General features: G+C 60.9%; 14 protein-coding genes. 6 read left to right on the top strand and 8 right to left on the bottom strand.

Features of this window, described 5'->3' with window-relative positions; all coding sequences use genetic code 11:
- Positions 1-7: 7 nt before the first annotated feature.
- Positions 8-808, bottom strand: coding sequence for a serine hydrolase (locus tag VFO29_08065; GenBank protein ID HET9393451.1), 801 nt, complete (start codon positions 806-808; stop codon positions 8-10).
- 106 nt (positions 809-914) lie between these two features.
- Between VFO29_08065 and VFO29_08060 the strand changes: the two genes are divergently transcribed.
- From VFO29_08060 to VFO29_08045, 4 genes are read left to right on the top strand one after another with little or no spacing between them, the layout of a single operon-like run.
- The gene (locus tag VFO29_08060; protein ID HET9393450.1) at positions 915-1,574 is read left to right on the top strand and encodes a hypothetical protein; all 660 of its coding nucleotides are present in this window, start codon (positions 915-917) and stop codon (positions 1,572-1,574) included.
- A complete protein-coding gene (locus VFO29_08055; protein ID HET9393449.1) occupies positions 1,575-2,180 on the top strand; it encodes a TetR/AcrR family transcriptional regulator in 606 nt (201 codons plus the stop codon).
- The gene (locus VFO29_08050) at positions 2,180-3,415 is read left to right on the top strand and encodes an HlyD family secretion protein (GenBank protein ID HET9393448.1); all 1,236 of its coding nucleotides are present in this window, start codon (positions 2,180-2,182) and stop codon (positions 3,413-3,415) included. The genes VFO29_08055 and VFO29_08050 overlap by 1 nt, the downstream gene beginning before the upstream one ends.
- Positions 3,415-5,148, top strand: a complete 1,734-nt coding sequence (locus VFO29_08045) for a TolC family protein (protein ID HET9393447.1) — start codon at positions 3,415-3,417, stop codon at positions 5,146-5,148. Before VFO29_08050 ends, VFO29_08045 begins: the two co-directional genes overlap by 1 nt.
- Here VFO29_08045 and pgl read toward each other — a convergent pair.
- Genes pgl through tkt form a run of 6 tightly spaced genes read right to left on the bottom strand, consistent with a single transcriptional unit; the run spans position 5,140 to position 14,222 of the window.
- Complete coding sequence (pgl, locus tag VFO29_08040; protein ID HET9393446.1) at positions 5,140-5,886, bottom strand: 6-phosphogluconolactonase; 747 nt, start codon at positions 5,884-5,886, stop codon at positions 5,140-5,142. The two genes, VFO29_08045 and pgl, sit on opposite strands and share 9 nt — an antisense overlap.
- Complete coding sequence (locus VFO29_08035) at positions 5,883-6,875, bottom strand: glucose-6-phosphate dehydrogenase assembly protein OpcA (GenBank protein HET9393445.1); 993 nt, start codon at positions 6,873-6,875, stop codon at positions 5,883-5,885. The genes pgl and VFO29_08035 overlap by 4 nt, the downstream gene beginning before the upstream one ends.
- A complete protein-coding gene (zwf, locus tag VFO29_08030) occupies positions 6,872-8,434 on the bottom strand; it encodes a glucose-6-phosphate dehydrogenase (protein ID HET9393444.1) in 1,563 nt (520 codons plus the stop codon). The genes VFO29_08035 and zwf overlap by 4 nt, the downstream gene beginning before the upstream one ends.
- Before the next feature lies 1 nt (position 8,435).
- Positions 8,436-9,341: a decarboxylating 6-phosphogluconate dehydrogenase gene (gene gnd / locus VFO29_08025; protein ID HET9393443.1), complete on the bottom strand. Its 906-nt coding sequence runs from the start codon at positions 9,339-9,341 to the stop codon at positions 8,436-8,438.
- Between the two features lie 31 nt (positions 9,342-9,372).
- Positions 9,373-12,213, bottom strand: a complete 2,841-nt coding sequence (locus VFO29_08020) for a bifunctional transaldolase/phosoglucose isomerase (GenBank protein ID HET9393442.1) — start codon at positions 12,211-12,213, stop codon at positions 9,373-9,375.
- An 8-nt stretch (positions 12,214-12,221) separates the two neighbouring features.
- Complete coding sequence (gene tkt / locus VFO29_08015) at positions 12,222-14,222, bottom strand: transketolase (GenBank protein ID HET9393441.1); 2,001 nt, start codon at positions 14,220-14,222, stop codon at positions 12,222-12,224.
- A gap of 74 nt (positions 14,223-14,296) precedes the next feature.
- On the opposite strand from tkt, the gene VFO29_08010 reads away from it, so the two are divergent.
- Both VFO29_08010 and VFO29_08005 read left to right on the top strand, forming a co-directional pair.
- Positions 14,297-15,112, top strand: a complete 816-nt coding sequence (locus VFO29_08010) for a 2,3,4,5-tetrahydropyridine-2,6-dicarboxylate N-succinyltransferase (GenBank protein ID HET9393440.1) — start codon at positions 14,297-14,299, stop codon at positions 15,110-15,112.
- Positions 15,113-15,162: 50 nt separating this feature from the next.
- Positions 15,163-15,807: an NADPH-dependent F420 reductase gene (locus VFO29_08005; GenBank protein ID HET9393439.1), complete on the top strand. Its 645-nt coding sequence runs from the start codon at positions 15,163-15,165 to the stop codon at positions 15,805-15,807.
- A 324-nt stretch (positions 15,808-16,131) separates the two neighbouring features.
- On the opposite strand, the gene VFO29_08000 is transcribed toward VFO29_08005, so the two are convergent.
- Positions 16,132-17,142: a hypothetical protein gene (locus VFO29_08000; GenBank protein HET9393438.1), complete on the bottom strand. Its 1,011-nt coding sequence runs from the start codon at positions 17,140-17,142 to the stop codon at positions 16,132-16,134.
- Positions 17,143-17,281: the final 139 nt, after the last annotated feature.

The raw sequence follows: 17,281 nt of genomic DNA, 5'->3' as shown, positions 1-17,281 counted from the left end.
CTGCGGCTTACAACTCGGCGCGAATCGCGCTCATGAACGGGCCGAACTTCGCGTTGTTGGCGTCGTTGGAAACCAAACCCGTGTAGACGACGATCGCGTAAGACGCGCTTTGCTCCGTATGCAGGATGCCGCCATCGTGCGTCACTTCGTCGGTGTCGCCCGTCTTATGCGCGAAACGATCGCCGGGAGAGAGGCCGGCCGATAATTTATTGTTCCATTGCTGGCGGCCTAGGATGCTTCGCAATTCGCCGGCGAACGGCACGTCATCACGCGCGATCATCTCGAACAGCCGCGCCGCATCACCCGCCGGATGCGAATTGCGATGGACGCCGTCCCAATCCGGATCGGCAATCAACGGCTCGCTGCCTGAAAGTTTCCGGTAGAACGCGGTCTTTGTAAGCCCGAATTGGTTCTGGACGGTCTCCGTCGCGCGTTCACGTCCCACTACGTCGAAGAGCATATTCGTAGCCACGTTGTCCGAGATCGTCAGCATGAGCTCGATCAGCTGATGGAGAGGTGCTGCAAAGCCGGGGACAAGCGGCGACTCTTTGTCATTGGCCGTCATGTTGGCTTGCGTCACCTGGTAGCTTTCATCCGGGTTCAGCTCGCCGCTTTGGACCAAGGCGTAGGCAGCCAGGGCCAGCGGTGTTTTGATCATGCTCGCGGGATAGAACGGGCGATCCGGCTCGATTGCCAGCCGGGGTCCCGGCCGGTCCAGGCGCGTGACGACCAGCGAGGCCGGCGCCAGTCCAGCCTTGGCTGCCGCCTGCTTCAAGAGGCCTTCGGTGAGCATCAGGGCGCTTTTCACGCCGCGGCTGGGTCCGCACTCCTCGAGGGGCTTGCCCTGGAAACCCTCTGGTGCTAGGATGCGTTATGCAAGTAAGTACTTGCACTGAAATCCTTAGGAAAGATCGATGACCGCCCAGACAATCAAGCGCATAGCCGCTATTTCGTTCGCAGCCGTTTTACTTGCGGCCGCTCCGACGTCGAATCCGGCGCCCCGCAATGCAGCCGAGGTGATAGCGCGCATCAAAGCGCGCAACGCTTCGCTGAATTCGTTTCAGGCCCGCATGCACGTCCAAGTTCGCATGTTGAGCTTTCCGTGGCTCTCGCCGCATCTGGACGGCACGGCGTATTACAAGCGTCCCGCCAACTACGAAGTCGTCTTCGATCACGCGCCTTCGTATATGAAGGGCTTCGACAAGCTCTTTGCGGATGTCGACGATCCGCTCGGCTGGGAGAAAGACTCCAAGATCGTTTACACCGGAATGCGCACCGTCGGCGGCCGGCAGTACTTGATTTTGAACATGACCAAGAAGATCTACAGCGATCAAATCAAGGAAACCGTGGCCTTTGTGGATCCGAACACATACGCGATCGCGCGCATGGAATGGCATTACTTCAAGGGCACCATCACGATGACTCAAGCGTACCGGAGCGAAGGCGGATATAGCCTTATCGCCTCGCAGCACGTCGACGTTCAATACCGCGTGCGCGCCGTCGCTGATTCGTCGTTCGACCCGTATAAGACGAACGTCCCGGTTGCGGACTCAGTCTTCACGAACAAGAACTAGATGGCGCTGCAACAGATTCAAACCGCAACCCGTTCGCCCGGCGAGACCCGCCTGCGAATTCTGACGGCTACGCGCACGTTGCTTGCGCAAAAGGGCCGGCGCGGAACCACGACCCGCGAAATCGCCGATTTGGCCGCGGTCAACGAAGCGACGCTCTTCCGGCATTTCGGCAACAAGGACGCGCTCATCGAGGCGTGCGTCGAACATTATTGCAGCACCGTCGAACTCCAAGAGTTGCTGGCCAGCCTGGACGGCGACCTGGAACTCGATCTGCGCCGCATCGCGATGGCCCTGATGCAGCGCATGGAGAGCGTGCGGGACCTGATCGTCATGTCGCTGGCCGAAGAAGAGGCCCAGGGTTCGGTAGGTGATGCCGCCTGGCGGGCACCGACCGCCATCAAGAAGATCATCGCTGACTATATGGGCAAGCGCGTCGCAAACGGGGAGCTCTCGGGCAACCCGTTGTTCCTGGCGCGTTTCTTCATGGGCATGGTGTTCTCGTACGTGATGGGGCGCAAGCGCTTTCCCGAAGAGTACGCGGCCGAGCCAAAGCACGTTGCGGAATTTCAGGTAGGAATGTTTCTGAATGGGGCAAGGAAGCAATAGTGGACACACTCGAGCAGACAAACGTGACCCGCGGCGACGTCCCGGCCGGCGTGGTTGAAACGGGGCCGAACCGGAACTTCCGCCCGCTCCTCATCGCAGCGGGCGTCGTCGTTGCGATTCTCCTTTCGATTTGGCTGATTCGCTGGTATGCGTACGCTCGCGTCCATCAATCCACCGACGACGCGCGCATCGATGCAAACACCGTCGCGATAACGAGCAAGATCAATGAGCGGGTCGATCGGATTCTGACCGATACGGATAAACCGGTGCACAAGGGCCAGGTGCTGATCGTCTTGGACAACGCTTCCGAGCGTGCGGCGCTGGACCAGGCCCAGGCAAACTTGCAACTCGCGATGCAAAATCAGCAAGCCGGGATCCAACAGGGCTCGGGAGCTGTTGCGCAGGCGCAGGGCGAGGTTCAAGGAGCAGCCGCGCAGGTTCCGGTCGCGCAGGCCGGCGCATCGGCCGCGCAAGCGCAAGTGCAAGCTGCGCAAGCCGCCTTGCCGGGCGCTGCGCAGGCGCTGACGCGCGCGCGAGCCGATTACGAACGTACGCTGTCGCTTGTACGGAGCGGGGACTTGCCGCGGCAACAACTCGACGCGATACGCGCCGCTTATGCGTTAGCGCAATCGCAATACCGTGCGGCGCAAGACAATGTGAACGTCGCGATTGCGAATCTCAATGCCGCCGAACAACGAATCGGCGCGGCTCAGGCGGGCGTGAGCGCGGCGCAAGGCGGCGTGCAATCCGCGCAGGGTAAACTCAGCCAGGCACAAGGGCCGGCGACAGTCGCCGTTGCGCAAGCCGCGGTCGCACTCGCGCGCCAGAATCTCGCGAACACCCGGATCGTTTCGCCCATCGAGGGCTACGTCGGGGAAAAGCAAGTTGACGTGGGACAAACGGTAAGCGCCGGGCTGCCGCTGTTGACGCTGATTCCGAATCGAGTCTTTATAACGGCGAACTTCAAGGAAACGCAAGTCGGCAGCATGCACGCCGGGCAGCCGGTCGACATTAGCGTCGACGCCTATAAGGGCGTGGCGTTTCACGGCCGCGTCATCGCAATCAACCCGGCCTCGCAGAACACCTATGCGCTGATTCCCACGCAAAACTCCACGGGCAACTTCGTGAAAGTGACGCAGCGCATTCCGGTGCGGATCTCAATCGACGACGCCGATACGCACAAATACCCGATGCGTCCTGGCATGTCGGTCGAAGCCTCAGTTTTGGTCCGGTAGTGTTCGCAGCGCTCATTCTCGCAGTCGTTACGGCACCGACGCCTGCTCCGGCGCCCGTGCTGCCGAAGATACCGGCGGTCGCGCCGGGCTACGCCGCGCCTGCCGTTCCGGCGGCGTCGCCTCACGTGATCGGCGTTACGCAGCAAGAGTTCGTCGGTATTACGCTCGACAATGCGGTCGGCATGGCGCTGTCCAACGATCCGGACCTTGCCGTCGTGCAAGCCAACCGGCGGATCGCGCACTATCAGATCGAAGCCGCCCAAGGCGCGTTCGATATTCGTCTGTCGGTGCAGCCACAGTATCAGTACGTAACCGAAGCGCCGCAGAACGCATTTTTTGCCGGACCGAATTTCGGTCCGATCGTGCAACGGAGCGCATCGGTAACGGCCGGTGCGCAAGGCGTAACGCCTGCGGGACAACAGTACGGCGTCAGCGTCGCCGGCCGCCAAACGTACGACAACACCACGATCAACGCGTTCAACCCAACGTATCCCACGGTCTTTTCCGTCAATTTTTCACAGCCGCTCGGCAAGAATAGCGGTATCACCGATGCGTCGCGCAATCTGTTGCTGGCCCAGATCAACGACCGTTCCGCGGCCGGACACGCGCTCGGCGTCACTGAGAATACGATCGCGCAGGTCGAGGACGTCTACTGGGACTTGGTCGCGGCCTGGCGCAACGCCGCGATTCAAGAAGATGCACTGCGTAGTACGATCACGCAGCAGCACAGCAATATTCGCCTCGCCAACCAGGGCGTTGCGGCGCCGATCGACGTCGTTCAGTCGAACACGCAGATAGCCGTCTTTCAAGAGAACGTATTTTCTGCGCTCCAACGTGTGGGAGCGTTGCAGAATCAGCTCAAATCTCTTCTGAGCACGAATCCGAACGATCCGATTTGGAATGCGAATCTGGTTCCGACCGCGCCCGTCCTTCAGCTGCCACAAGAACCGCCGCTGGCGGACCTGGTCCTGACCGCACTGCGCAACCGGCCGGAAGTTAGCGAGTTCCGCGAACAGCGCGCGGCCGCCGACGTCAATTTACGCTACGCTCAGAATCAGACGAAGCCACAGGTCGATCTGCAGCTCGGCTACACGAGCAACGGATTTGCCGGCACGCCGACCAATCCGGCGAGCAGTCCGTTCTTTGCGAGCTCCGCACAGCAACTGCTGGCGATCAACGCCCTGATCGCAGCCGTGAATCCGACGCTGCCGCCGTCGCAGCAGATTCAGCCGCTGCCGAGCTCCAATACGCCGGTTCCGTCTTATCTGTCCGGCGGGCTCAATCAATCCATTCGCAATCTTCTGAACAACCGGTTTCCGGTCTATTCCGCCGGAGTACTCGTTTCGTTCCCTGTTGGCAACCACACCGCCAAAGCGAATCTCGCGATCGCGCAAGAGCAAGAGAACATCGCGCAAGTCCAAGAGGCTTCCACGATTCAAAAGATCACGGTTGAGGTGCGGAATGCTTTGCAAGCCTACCAAAGCGCACTTGCGCGCCTCAGCGCGGCGAGCGCCGCGCGTCAAGCGGCCGAAGCCGTGCTCGCCAGCGAGCAGCGCCGCTTCCGTGCCGGCGCTTCAACCACGTTCCTAGTGCTTCAGCGGGAGATCGAGGTCGCCAACGACCGCGGCCTGGAGCTGCAAGCGCAAACGGATTTAAACAAAGCAGTTGTCGAAATTCAGCGTGCCACCGGAACGCTACTCACGTCAGGTACTGCCCGACCGCCGTCACCCTGAACCTGTCAAAGGGGCGGCAGCGGATCTGTCGACCAGCCATGTAAGTGTGCCGTCGACCGGCGAGACGATCTGCACCGGGTAATTCACCGGATCGTATGGCCCCTCGCGCACCACGCGAAGTATCGGCGCTTTCTCCGAACCCACCAACGCGATCGCGACGTGACGCGCGTTATTGATGACGCGCGGCGTTAGCGTCAGCCGGTAGCCGCCAAGCTTTTCTACGTACACCGCTCGGACGAGCTGGTCGTCATCGGTGCCCGGATCGGCTTGCGGAAAAAGCGAAGCCGTGTGGCCGTCCGCGCCCATGCCCAGGAGTATGAGATCGAACCGCGGCGATTCGCCCATCGTCTCGACGAGCGCCTGCGCGTACGCTCGCGCGGCGCGCGCAGGATCGTCCTCGCCATGCATGCGGTGGACGTTTTGCGGTGGAACCGGAACCATTGAGAGCAACGCGTCGGATGCCATTTTGTAATTGGAATCGTCGCTCTCCGGCGGCACGCAGCGCTCGTCGCCGAAATAGATGAAGACGTGTTGCCAGTCGATCGCGTCGCGGCGGCCGTTTGCGGCCAACAACGCATAAGCGGCTTGCGGAGTCCGTCCGCCCGCAAGCGCAACGTAGAACGCTCCGCGCTCGCGGATCGCCTCTTTCGCATCAGTGACAACCAGATCGGCCAGCGCCTTTTCCAGGTCGCCGGGTGTTTCGTAAATGCGGAGCTCGCCGCAGTTACGCTCGCTCACACGCTGTCGAGGATCGCGCGAGCCATGCCGAGCGCTTCGGCAAAAACCGGATCGACGCTCGGAACGAGTACAGCCTGCTCCATCAGCGAAACCGAATCGACGTCGTGGAGCGGCGCGCAGCGCCGGTCGCGCCCCGGCTTGCCGGTCACGGTCAGGCAAACTAAATCCGGCGCGTCGGGATCGAGTTCGGCGCAGAAGACGCTGTGTTTACTGCTTAGCGCAACCCGCAGCACGCGCCGCGGATCGCCGCGTTTCTCGATGCCGACCGTAATCGTTTCGCCTGCGGCATTGCACAACTCGTTGCGCCCGCACGGCTTCCACCCAAGACGGCTCGCGAGCCAGCCTGCGAAGTAGTACGCCTCCGGTTCCGAGCCGCTGTCGATTTCGACGCGCGTAATTGCCGGTAGCTCCTGCGCCAGGTCCGCATCGTCGAAGAATTGCGCAATCATGTCTTGCCAGGGCAACAGACGCAGATACGCGAGATCGCGAAAGCGCCGATCGGTGGACTCGCCGAGCTGCGCGACGCCATGCAGTGCTTCGCGCGCGTCGGTGGTGCGCGAGCTGTCAACGACGATCGTGCGTCCCAGCGATGCCAGAGCATCGAAGCGCGGATCACGCAGCTTGCGCCCCGCCCACAAGAGCGCGCACTCCACGTCGGGTATGAGCAAGTCGTGTACGATGGAGTGCAGTTCGTCTGCTTCGAGCGCAGCGACGCCGAGCATGATCTCCTCGGACTGCGTGATGACGGTATCGCCGTCTTCGGTGCTCGTTGCGTTGACGCGGCGCTCGCCGCTCCGCGTCCCGTCCAGCACGATCGCCCGGCACGGATGTTTGTGCGCAAACGTGCGCACCCGGTCCAGCAGGCGCGCCGGCGCTGCAGCGTCGTCCACGAACGCAATCAGGTTGAGTGTCGTCGTCGAAACGCCTGGACGATCGCGGCGCTGTTCGGTCAGCGAATCGAGCAGTTCGGCCGTATTTATGGCGCTCACAGCGTGCGCCATCCCGGGTTAAGCGTGCGCGCGGCGTCGGGGCCGTCGCTGCCGGCGGGATAGTTCGGGAAATTGGAATCCTTAGTCGTCTGCCAATCGTCCAGAATCGGCATGACGATCTCCCAGGCGCGCTGGACCGCGTCCCAGCGCGTGAAGAGCGTTGCGTCGCCGCGCATCGCGTCGGCCAGCAGCCGCTCGTACGCGGGCGCCGATTTTACGCCGAAACCTGTCCCATAGTTGAAATCCATTGTGACGCTACGGATGTGATTTTTCTGTCCGGGCACCTTCGCGTTGAAGCGGATCGAGACGCCTTCGTCGGGTTGGATCTTGATCACGAGCACGTTTTGCTCGATGGTATCGCTCTTTTCGCCGAACAGCCGGTGCGGAATCGGGTTGAAGATGATCGCAATCTCCGAGACCTTGCGCGCGAGGCGCTTGCCGCTGCGTAAGAAGAACGGCACGCCCGCCCAGCGCCAGCTGTTGATGTACAGCCGTAACGCAGCGTACGTCTCCGTATTCGAATCCGGACTGACGTCGGGCTCGGAGCGGTACGCCGCGACTTGCTCGCCCGCGATCGTTCCGGCTCCATACTGCCCGCGCACGGACATCGCGTCCACGTCACCCGGCGCGGGCGGTTCTATGGCGGAGAAGACCTTGTATTTTTCGTTGCGGATGGCGTCTGCATCCGAGCTGGCGGGCGGCTCCATCGCGACGAGCGCCAGCAGGTTGAGGACGTGATTCTGAATCATGTCGCGCAGCGCGCCGGCATTGTCGTAATACGCGCCCCGTTTTTCCACACCGAGGGTCTCGGCAGCGGTTATTTGAACCGACTGCACGTAATTGCGGCTCCAAATCGGCTCGAAGATCGTGTTCGCGAAGCGCAGCGCCATAATATCCTGGACGGTTTCCTTGCCCAGATAGTGGTCGATCCGGTAGACCTGTTTTTCGTTGAACACTTTTTCGACTTCGGTTTGCAGGGCGCGCGCCGAGGCCAGGTCCGTGCCGAACGGTTTCTCGACGATGATGCGTGTCCAACCGGATGAATTGCTTGCGGGGTCTAAACCGGCTCGCTGCAGCTGCTCGATGATGTTCGGAAAGACGGACGGCGGAGTCGCAAGGTAAAAAAGCCGGTTGCTGGCTCCGAACCCTTTTTCTTCCTTTCCCAAACGCTTCTTGAGGTCGGTGAAGTGTTTCGTATTATTGAAATCAGCCGTGATGTAGCCGATGTGCTGCGCCAGGTCGTTCCAAAGCGAATCTTTGATCGCGTCGTCCGGCTGTAGCGAATCCACCACGGCCTGCTTGCAGTACTCGCGAAATTGTTCGTCCTTGTACGGCGTTCGCGCAAAGCCGATCAAACCGAAGTTCATGGGCAAGATGTCCTTCAGCTTCAGGCTGTAGACGGCGGGCATCAGCATCCGCTTGAACAAGTCGCCGCTGGCGCCGAAGAAGACGATCGTACACGGGTCGGCTATTCGATTGCTTTCGATACCTTCGCGCAACGGATTGAGCGCTACATGAGCGGCGCCATCGGTCTTAGGCGGCGAAATGGCGCTCACCACGTCAGGGTTTCTCGGACTTGACCGCGTGACCACCGAACTGGTTGCGTAACGCGGCGATCACTTTGGCGCTGTACGACTCGTCTTCGCGCGAATAAAACCGCGCCAACAGTGAGAGCGTGATAACGGGCGCCGGAACGTTCTCGTCGAGCGCGGCTTGCACCGTCCAGCGTCCTTCGCCGGTGTCGTCCACCCAGCCGCGGATCTTTTCGAGCCCCGGGTCCTCTTTGAACGCAAGCACGGCCAGGTCAAGCAGCCACGAGCGAACCACGCTGCCGTACCGCCAGATTTCGGCGAGCTGCAGCAAGTCAAACGGAAATTGCGATTTCTTGAGGATTTCAAAACCTTCACCGTACGCTTGCAGCAAGCCGTACTCGATGCCGTTGTGCACCATCTTCGAAAAGTGTCCGGCGCCGGGAGGGCCGACGTGCGCATATCCGCCTTTCGGCGCAAGCGTTAGAAAGATCGGCTTGCAGTACGTGACGGCGGCCGAATCGCCGCCGACCATTAAGCAGTAGCCTTCCTTCAATCCCCAGACGCCGCCGCTCGTTCCCGCGTCGACCAGCGAGATGCCTTTGGCCTTGCAGCGTTCGTACGCGTCCAAGCCATCTTTGTAGTTCGTGTTTCCGCCGTCGATGATTACGTCGCCGGATGTCAACAGCCCCAAGAGCTCGTCGATCGTGTCGTCCGTGGGTTTTCCGGACGGCACCATGAGCCACACGACTCGCGGCGTTTGCGAAAACTTCGTAGCGAGGTCTGCCAGCGAGCTCGCGCCGGTCGCGCCGCCGCTTACGCTTTGCTTGACGGCATCCGGGCTGCGATCGTACGCGATAACCGAATGCCCGCCCTCGATGAGGCGCGTCGTCATATTCGCGCCCATGCGCCCAAGCCCGACCATCGCTAGCTGCATATGTGTGTCATCCTGAACCTGTCGAAGGACGTCAAGTCTTGGCCGTCAGTGCATCATCAATGAGGCCGTTGAGTGTCTCGAGGCCTTTGTCCACGTCGCCTTTTAGATGAATGCGAGCGCCTCGGCGGTTACGTTTGTCGAGCGACTGCAGGTCGCCGAGTGCTTGCGCGGCGATAAGCGTCCGGAAGCTCACGCCCATGCCGGGAATCGGCATGTCGTCGGGCGAGTCGGCGGTAATCTGCACGAAGACGCCGGTCGGCGGACCGCCTTTGTGCTCCTGGCCCGTCGAATGGAGAAAGCGCGGTCCAAAGCCGACGGTGGTCGCGCACTTGCGCGCGTCGCGGACTTTGAGACGCATCTCTTCGAGCAGCTGCGCATGTTTCGCATCGCGCGCGATATAAGCGCAGAACGCGACGTAGTCGCCGGCTCCGACTTGGCCGAAGACTCCCGCCAGTGCAGCCGCGGGATCGTGCGCGTGAATACTCTCGCTGCCGGAGAGGAACGAGATATCCATCGTTTCGGTTGAAACTGCCGGAGTTGGCTCGTCGAATTTGCCTGAAGCTGCAAACTGTTTGAGGAGCGCCTTGGTGTTATCTTTGGACTCTTGCACGTTGGGCTGATCGAACGCGTCGATCTGCAGTATCGAACCGGCGGCCGCCGTTGCAATCTCCCACAAGTAGAACTGTTCGCCGACATCGTAGGTGTCGTTCATCGCAAGGCGGATAACCGGATGACCCGCGCTTTCTAGCGCCCGCAGTTTGTTTTCGATCTCGGCGGGCTGGTCGGGCAAACTCGCGCCGACGTACACGAAGACGCGATCGTTTCCGTAATCCTGCGGCGATCCGAGCGGCTCTCCCTCAACCGGCAGAATGCCTTTGCCCATCTTGCCGGTTGATTCGGCGATAAGTTGCTCGGCCCACGCGCCGAATGCGCGCACCGATGGATGCGCAACGATGGTGAGCTTATTGCGGCCCGCAGTTGCTAAGCCCCCGATCGCGGCGCCGAAGCGCGCGCCCGGCGCGTCCTTTGAGGCAACTGATTTGTCGTTGGCGTGTACGGCGCCCAGGCTGCGGTCGAGCAGCATGTTGATGTCGTATCCCGCGAGCGCGGCGGGAAGCATGCCGAAGAAGGAGAGCGCGGAATACCGGCCGCCAATGTTCGCATCGTTGAGGAAACACGCGCGGAAGCCTTGAGCCTTCGCCTCGGCTTCCAGTTGCGTACCTTCGTCGGTAATCGCGACGAAACGCCGCCCGCATTTCCCGGAACCGACGTGTTTGGTCACGCGCTCGCAGAAGTACCGGTAGAAGGCGTCGGGTTCGGTAGTTGTGCCGCTCTTGCTGGCGACGATAAAGAGCGTTGAATCGATCGTGATCGCGGCCTCGAGCTCGCGGATCTGCTGCGGGTCGGTCGAGTCGAGCACGTGCAGCGCCGGGTAGCCTTCGACCTTGCCGAACGTTTCGCGCATGATGTCCGGCGCGAGCGAGCTGCCGCCCATGCCGAGCACGACGACGTCGGTGAATTCGGCTGCAATCTCTTTAGCGAAACTCTGAAGGTTGGAGACGCTTTCGATCATGTGTTCGGGGACGTCCAGCCAGCCCAAGGCGTGTTTGATGATCTCCGCGTGCTCCGGATCGTTCGACCACAGACTCGGATCCTTAGCCCAGAGTTTCTTCAGAAAATGGCGGTCGGAGAGCGTCTGTAACGCGCTGTCGAACGCGCCTTGGCCGCCGCCGAGCGACAAGGCCACGCGTTCGGCGCCCGAACTCAACTGTTTTTGTTTATAGACGATCGCTCCGAGCAGCGCGGCGAACGAGTCGCTGAAGGCGCTTACGCCTTCGACTTGCAGCTGATAGGTGACGTCGAAGAGGGAGATGCCGTTGTCAGCCAGCCGCTTCAGCGTCTCGCGCGCGTTGTCGACGTCTTGCAGGATCGTGTCCGGCACAACCTTGCCGTGATCGAGCAGCGCATCGAGCGTCTGCGGCGGCATGGTGTTGATCGTGTTGCGCGCGACCACCGGCTCGACGTACATCAGATCCGGATACTTCGGATTCTTGGTTGACGTTGACGCCCACAACGGCCGCTGTTCCGATCCGCCCTTGGCTTTAATGGGCGCCCACTCTTCGGATTGAAAGATCTCCAGATACTTCTGATAGGTGAGCTTGAGGTTTGCGACGCCGCTCTTGCCCAAGAGGCTCTCGAGCTGCGTCTCGCCCTTATCGATGCGCGCTTGTAACAGCTTGTCGATGAGCGTGTCGATGCGGCTGACGAAGACGCTGTTCACCGACGTTTGGTGATCGATCGGCTGACCTTTCTTGATGCGCCGCTGTAGTCCGCGCACGTAGGCGCGCGCGGCCTTTTCGTACATTTCGATTGCAAAGACCAGCGTGACGTTGATGTTGATGCCTTCCGCCACGCACTCTTCGATCGCCGGAATGCCCTCGTTCGTAGCGGGAATTTTCACCATCAGATTCGGCCGGTCGATCCGCTTCCATAAGTCCTTGGCCATCGCGACGGTGGCCTTGGTGTCGTGGGCGATCAGGGGCGAGACCTCAATACTGACGAAGCCGTCGCCGCCATTTGAACTGTCGTACACCGGGCGGAAGAGATCGCAGGCGCTGCAGATATCGGCGACAGCCAGATCCCAAAACAGCGCGCTGGCATCGTGCTGCTTGCCGATGAGCGAACGGAGCTGCTCGTCGTAATCGTTGCCGCTGCCGATCGCTTTTTCAAAAATCGTCGGGTTGGAGGTCATCCCGCGCAAGCCTTTGTCGATCAGCCCTTGCAGTTCGCCTGAGGCGAACATGCCGCGGCGCAGGTTGTCGAGCCAGACGCTTTGTCCGGCCGCCAGCAATTGGTCAAGTTGGTTGCTCATCGAAATTCCTAACCTCGTACCGTGGCAAAGTGTTGCGCCGCTACGTCTGCGATGTGTTCCGGGGTAAATCCGTACTCCTTGGCGATGTCGGCCGCCGGGGCGGACGTGCCGAAGTGGTCGATCCCAAACGTGAATCCGCGCGAACCGGTCCATCGCTCCCAGCCGAATGTGGCGGCGGCCTCGATCGACATGCGCGCCGCGACATCCGGCGGAAGAATCTCATCCCGGTACGACTGCGGCTGCGCTTCAAATAGTTCCCAGCAGGGCATCGAGACCACCCGCGTGCGCATTCCGCGATCGTTCAGGAGCTTGGCAGCCGCCGCAGCCAGTGAGACCTCGGAGCCGGTCGCGATCAAAATCAGATCCGGGGTCGCTTCCGTATCGCTAAGAATGTAGGCGCCGCGCGCGACCTCGGCATTGCGATCCCCTAAGTACGGAAGTTTTTGTCGGGTCAGAATGAGGGCCCACGGTCCGTCGCCGGCGGCGATCATTACCTTCCATGCCGCCAGCGTCTCGAGCGAGTCGGCCGGGCGGATAACCTTGAGATTCGGCACGGCACGCATATGCGCGAGATGCTCGATCGGTTGGTGCGTCGGGCCATCCTCGCCCAAGAACACCGAGTCGTGCGTGAAGACGTAGTAACAACGAATCGAGTTGAGCGCGGCAAGCCTGACCGCGCCCTTCATATAATCCAAGAAGTTCAAGAAAGTGGCGCCGAAGGGCAGCAGCCCGCCATGCAGAGCGATTCCGTTGTTGATCGCGCCCATCGCGTGTTCGCGCACGCCGTAGTGAATGTTTCGCCCGGCGTATTGGTCGGGTTGAAAATCGCCGCAGTCTTTCAGGTACGTCTTGGTGGACGGATCCAAATCCGCGGAGCCGCCCACGAGCTCCGGCACGGCCTGCGCGATGGCGTTCATGACCAGGCCGCCGGTGTCGCGTGTCGCGACATTGTCGCCGTTTTGTTTGTCGATAGTGGGCCACGGAATCTGCTGCGGCGGCTGATTGTGCAGCGTGCGGCCGAGCTGCGCCGCCAGATCGGGATTGTCCGATTTCCACTCGTCGAAGGTGCGCTGCCATTGCGCTTGCAAGTCGGCGCCGCGCGCGCCGAGATCGCGGTAGAATTTCAGAACGTCGTCGGGAACGTAAAAGTCGGGCTCAACCGGCCAGCCCAAGTTTTCTTTCGTGCGCTTGACATCGTCGGGGCCCAGCGGCTCGCCGTGTGATTTGAACGAATCTTGTTTGGGCGATCCATAACCGATGTGGGTGCGTACGACGATCATCGAAGGCTTGTCCGTAATGCTCTTTGCGTTGGCGATTGCCTCATCGATGGTTGCGACGTCGTTTCCGTATTCCAGATCGATGTATTGCGTATGCCAGCCGTAGGCGTCGAAGCGGGCGGCGACGTCTTCGGTGAAACAGACATCCGTCGCGGCGGCCAGCGAGACTTTGTTGTCGTCGTAAAGCGCGATGAGTTTTCCAAGCTGCAAATGCCCGCCCATCGACGCGGCTTCCGAAGCGACGCCTTCCATCATGTCGCCGTCGCTGCACATCACATACGTATAGTGATCGATGATGTGCTGGTCGCGATTGTAGACGGCTCCCATGTGCGCTTCGGCGATCGCAAAGCCAACAGAGTTCCCAAAACCTTGGCCCAGCGGCCCGGTCGTTACCTCGATGCCGGGAGCGTGATGCGCCTCGGGATGGCCCGGCGTCTTGCTGCCCAGCTGCCGGAAGCGCTTAATTTGATCCAACGAGAGATCGTAACCGGTGAGGTACAGCAACGAGTACAGCAGCATCGAGCCGTGCCCGGCACTTAGGATGAAGCGGTCGCGGTTCAGCCACGACGGATCCTTGGGATTGAACCGCAGGTGTTTGGTCCACAGCGTATAGGCGGTGGCAGCGGCGCCCAGCGGCATGCCGGGGTGGCCGGAGTTGGCTTTCTGAACGGCGTCCACCGACAGAAAACGGATCGCGTTAATACGCTGCTCGTCCTCGCGTGAGTTGGGCATTTCGCTCCCTTTGTACCCCTCCGGCCCCCCACCTTCGCGGGAGCGGGCAGAGCGGGCGACGTAAGCGAGGCGCGATGGATGCAGCCGAACTCCAGGGCGAAATCGAAGCGCTGGCCGCCGAACCGGATCGCGTCAAAGGGCGGCCGGGCAAGCCGATCGACGCGGTGATCAAGGCGCTCGATCAGGGCAAGCTGCGTGTCTGTGAACCGGCAGCCGGGGAATGGGTAACGCACGCCTGGATAAAGACGGCCATCCTGTTGTATTTTCGTAGGCGGAAATCCGAGTGGATCGGATTCGGTCCGAGTTTCTACGATAAGATTCCCGCGAAGGCCAACTACAAGAAGCTCGGCGTGCGCTGTGTGCCGCCGGCCGTGGCGCGCTACGGAAGCTTCCTGGGCCGCGACGTTATTCTGATGCCGAGTTTCGTCAACATCGGGGCGTACGTGGACGAAGGGACAATGGTCGATACCTGGGCGACCGTCGGTTCGTGCGCTCAGATCGGTAAGAACGTTCATCTTTCCGGCGGCGTTGGTATCGGCGGCGTGCTCGAGCCGCCGCAAGCTCAGCCGGTAATCGTCGAAGACGGCGCCTTCATCGGATCGCGCTGCATCGTGGTGGAAAGCGTTATCGTCGAACGCGAAGCTGTGCTTGGTGCCGGCGTTGTTATTACGGCGAGCACGCCGATTATCGATGTGCGCGGCAGCCAATCCGTTACGATCAAGGGCCGCGTGCCTTCACGCGCGGTTGTTATTCCGGGTTCGATTCCGAAGGACTTTCCCGCCGGAACTTTCGGGGCGCCGTGCGCACTCATTATCGGCACACGCAACGATTCTACCGATCGTAAGACGTCGCTCGAGTCGGCGCTTCGCGATTACGAAGTCGCGGTCTAGCCCCCGTCATCGTGAGGTATCGAGTCCTGAGCGAAGCGAAGGGATTGATTATGAAGATCGGCATTCTAGGTAGCGGCGACGTCGGAAAAGCGCTGGCACGAGGCTTCGCATCGCGCGGGCACGAGGTAATGATCAGTTCGCGCGAACCGGAAAAACTCAACGAATTCATCACGGAGCAAAATGGTCGCGTGCGAGCCGGCTCGTTTGAGGACGCGGCAAAGTTCGGCGAGGTCGTTGTGATCGCCACGCTTTTCTCCGGCACGAAGCATGCGCTCGACATGGCCGGTCCGGCGAATCTTTCGGGCAAGACTGTGATAGACTGCACGAATCCCCTGAGTTTTCCCGAAGGCAAACCGCCGCAGCTCTCACTTGGGTTCGACAATTCGGCAGGCGAAGAGGTTCAGCGCTGGCTTCCGGACGCGAAAGTCGTCAAGGCGTTCAATATCATCGGAAATCAGTTTATGGTCGATCCGAAGTTTCCGGGCGGGCCGCCGACCATGTTTATCGCCGGGAACGACGACCACGCAAAAAAGACCGTCACGCAGCTGATTGAGCCGCTCGGCTGGCAGGGCGCCGTTGCCGATCTCGGTGGAATCGAGGAGTCACGCTACCTTGAGCCGATGTGCATCGTATGGGTGCACTACGGCATTCGCACGGGCTCCTGGGATCACGCGCTCAAGATGTTGCGAAAATAGCTTCGCGCGCTAGATTTCGGGTCTTATGGGAGCATGCCGTTCGAGAGCCGGCCATTCCGAAAACGCGAATATCCAAGGAGCAACGACGTTTGCTATCGGGACGAGCAGCAAGAGGCACCACCACCCCGAAAAACCCGCTTTTGTGACGATGACCCAATAGGGAACGAACATCACAAGAAATGCGATCGCAAAAAGAACGAAAAGGAAGCTGAGAGCGTCCGGCGATACGAGCGCAACGATAGGTTGAATGAGCATTGGCTCTTCTTTCAAATGATAGGCCGCTGCGCCTACCCGAAGCGCAGCGGCCCTTTCTTTATGGACTTGTCAGCAGGCTGCGATTCGGCCGACCTTATTAGCGCCGGTCTCCGCGAACCACATAGCGCAGTCGGGACCGGCCGCTATCCCGGTTGGCGAGGAGCTTGCGGTAATGCCGGTGCTGAACTCGGTAACCGCGCCGCCGGTCGTAATGCGCGCCACCTTGCTGACAGTCGCTTCCGTGAACCACAGCGCACCATCCGGCCCAGGTGCAATGCCGTCCAGACCGGCACCCGTGGTAATGCCCGCCGAGAATTCCGTGATGGCTCCGGCCGTTGTAATTCGTCCGATTTTGTTGGTTGCGCTCTCCGTAAACCAGAGCGCGCCGTCCAACCCCTGTGTGATGCCGAGCGGGCCTGAAGCGGCAGTGGGAACTGCGAACTCGCTGAAGACGCCGGTCGTGGTTACCCGGCCGATCTTGTTGCCGTTGGCCTCGGTGAACCATACGGCTCCGTCCGGCCCGGCACTGATGCCTTGCGGTGACGAAGCTGCGGTTGGGACCGTGAATTCGGTGAAGGCTCCGGCCGGGGTTACCTTGCCGATCTTGTTGGCGTTTTGCTCGGCGAACCAAAGGTTGCCGTCGGGACCGAGAGTGATGAAAATCACATCGGCACTTGCCGTCGGTACATTGAATTCCGTTACCACGCCGGCGGTCGTCATGCGCGCAATCTTGTTGGCGCTGCGCTCGACGATCCAAAGGTTGCCGTCTAGCCCTGTCGCGATTCCGAAGAGCTGACCCGCGGTTGGCACGCCAAATTCTGTGATGGCGCCCGTGGCCGGGTTGACGCGGGCGACCTTATTCGCGTTGATGTTCGTGACCCACATCGCGCTATCGGGCCCAAGGGTCACCCAGAAAGCGCCCAGCGGCCCCGATCCGGACAAACCGCTGAACTCGGTGACCGTGCCTTTAGGAGGCGCGGGTCCTATCGTCGGCGTGTTATTGGTCGTGCCATTGCATGCCGCGAGCGCGGCCAGTGCAATGGAAAAGAAGATGATCTTCGGGAAGCTGACTCTGTTCATACCGTATTCTTCCTAGGCTCTGCAAGCCTTGAGGAGGGACGGTTGCGTTTCCGGCGGTGTGCTCCTGTGCGCGGGTCGAATCTAGCGGTTTCTTTACACCGCTTTGGTTGCCGCGCCGAAGAGTCGCGTTACCTCGAAC

The sequence above is a fragment of the Candidatus Rubrimentiphilum sp. genome (genome assembly GCA_035710515.1).
GTDB lineage: Bacteria > Vulcanimicrobiota > Vulcanimicrobiia > Vulcanimicrobiales > Vulcanimicrobiaceae > Rubrimentiphilum.
Note: the sequence above shows the minus strand (reverse complement) of the source record. Positions and strands in the feature narration are given on the sequence as shown.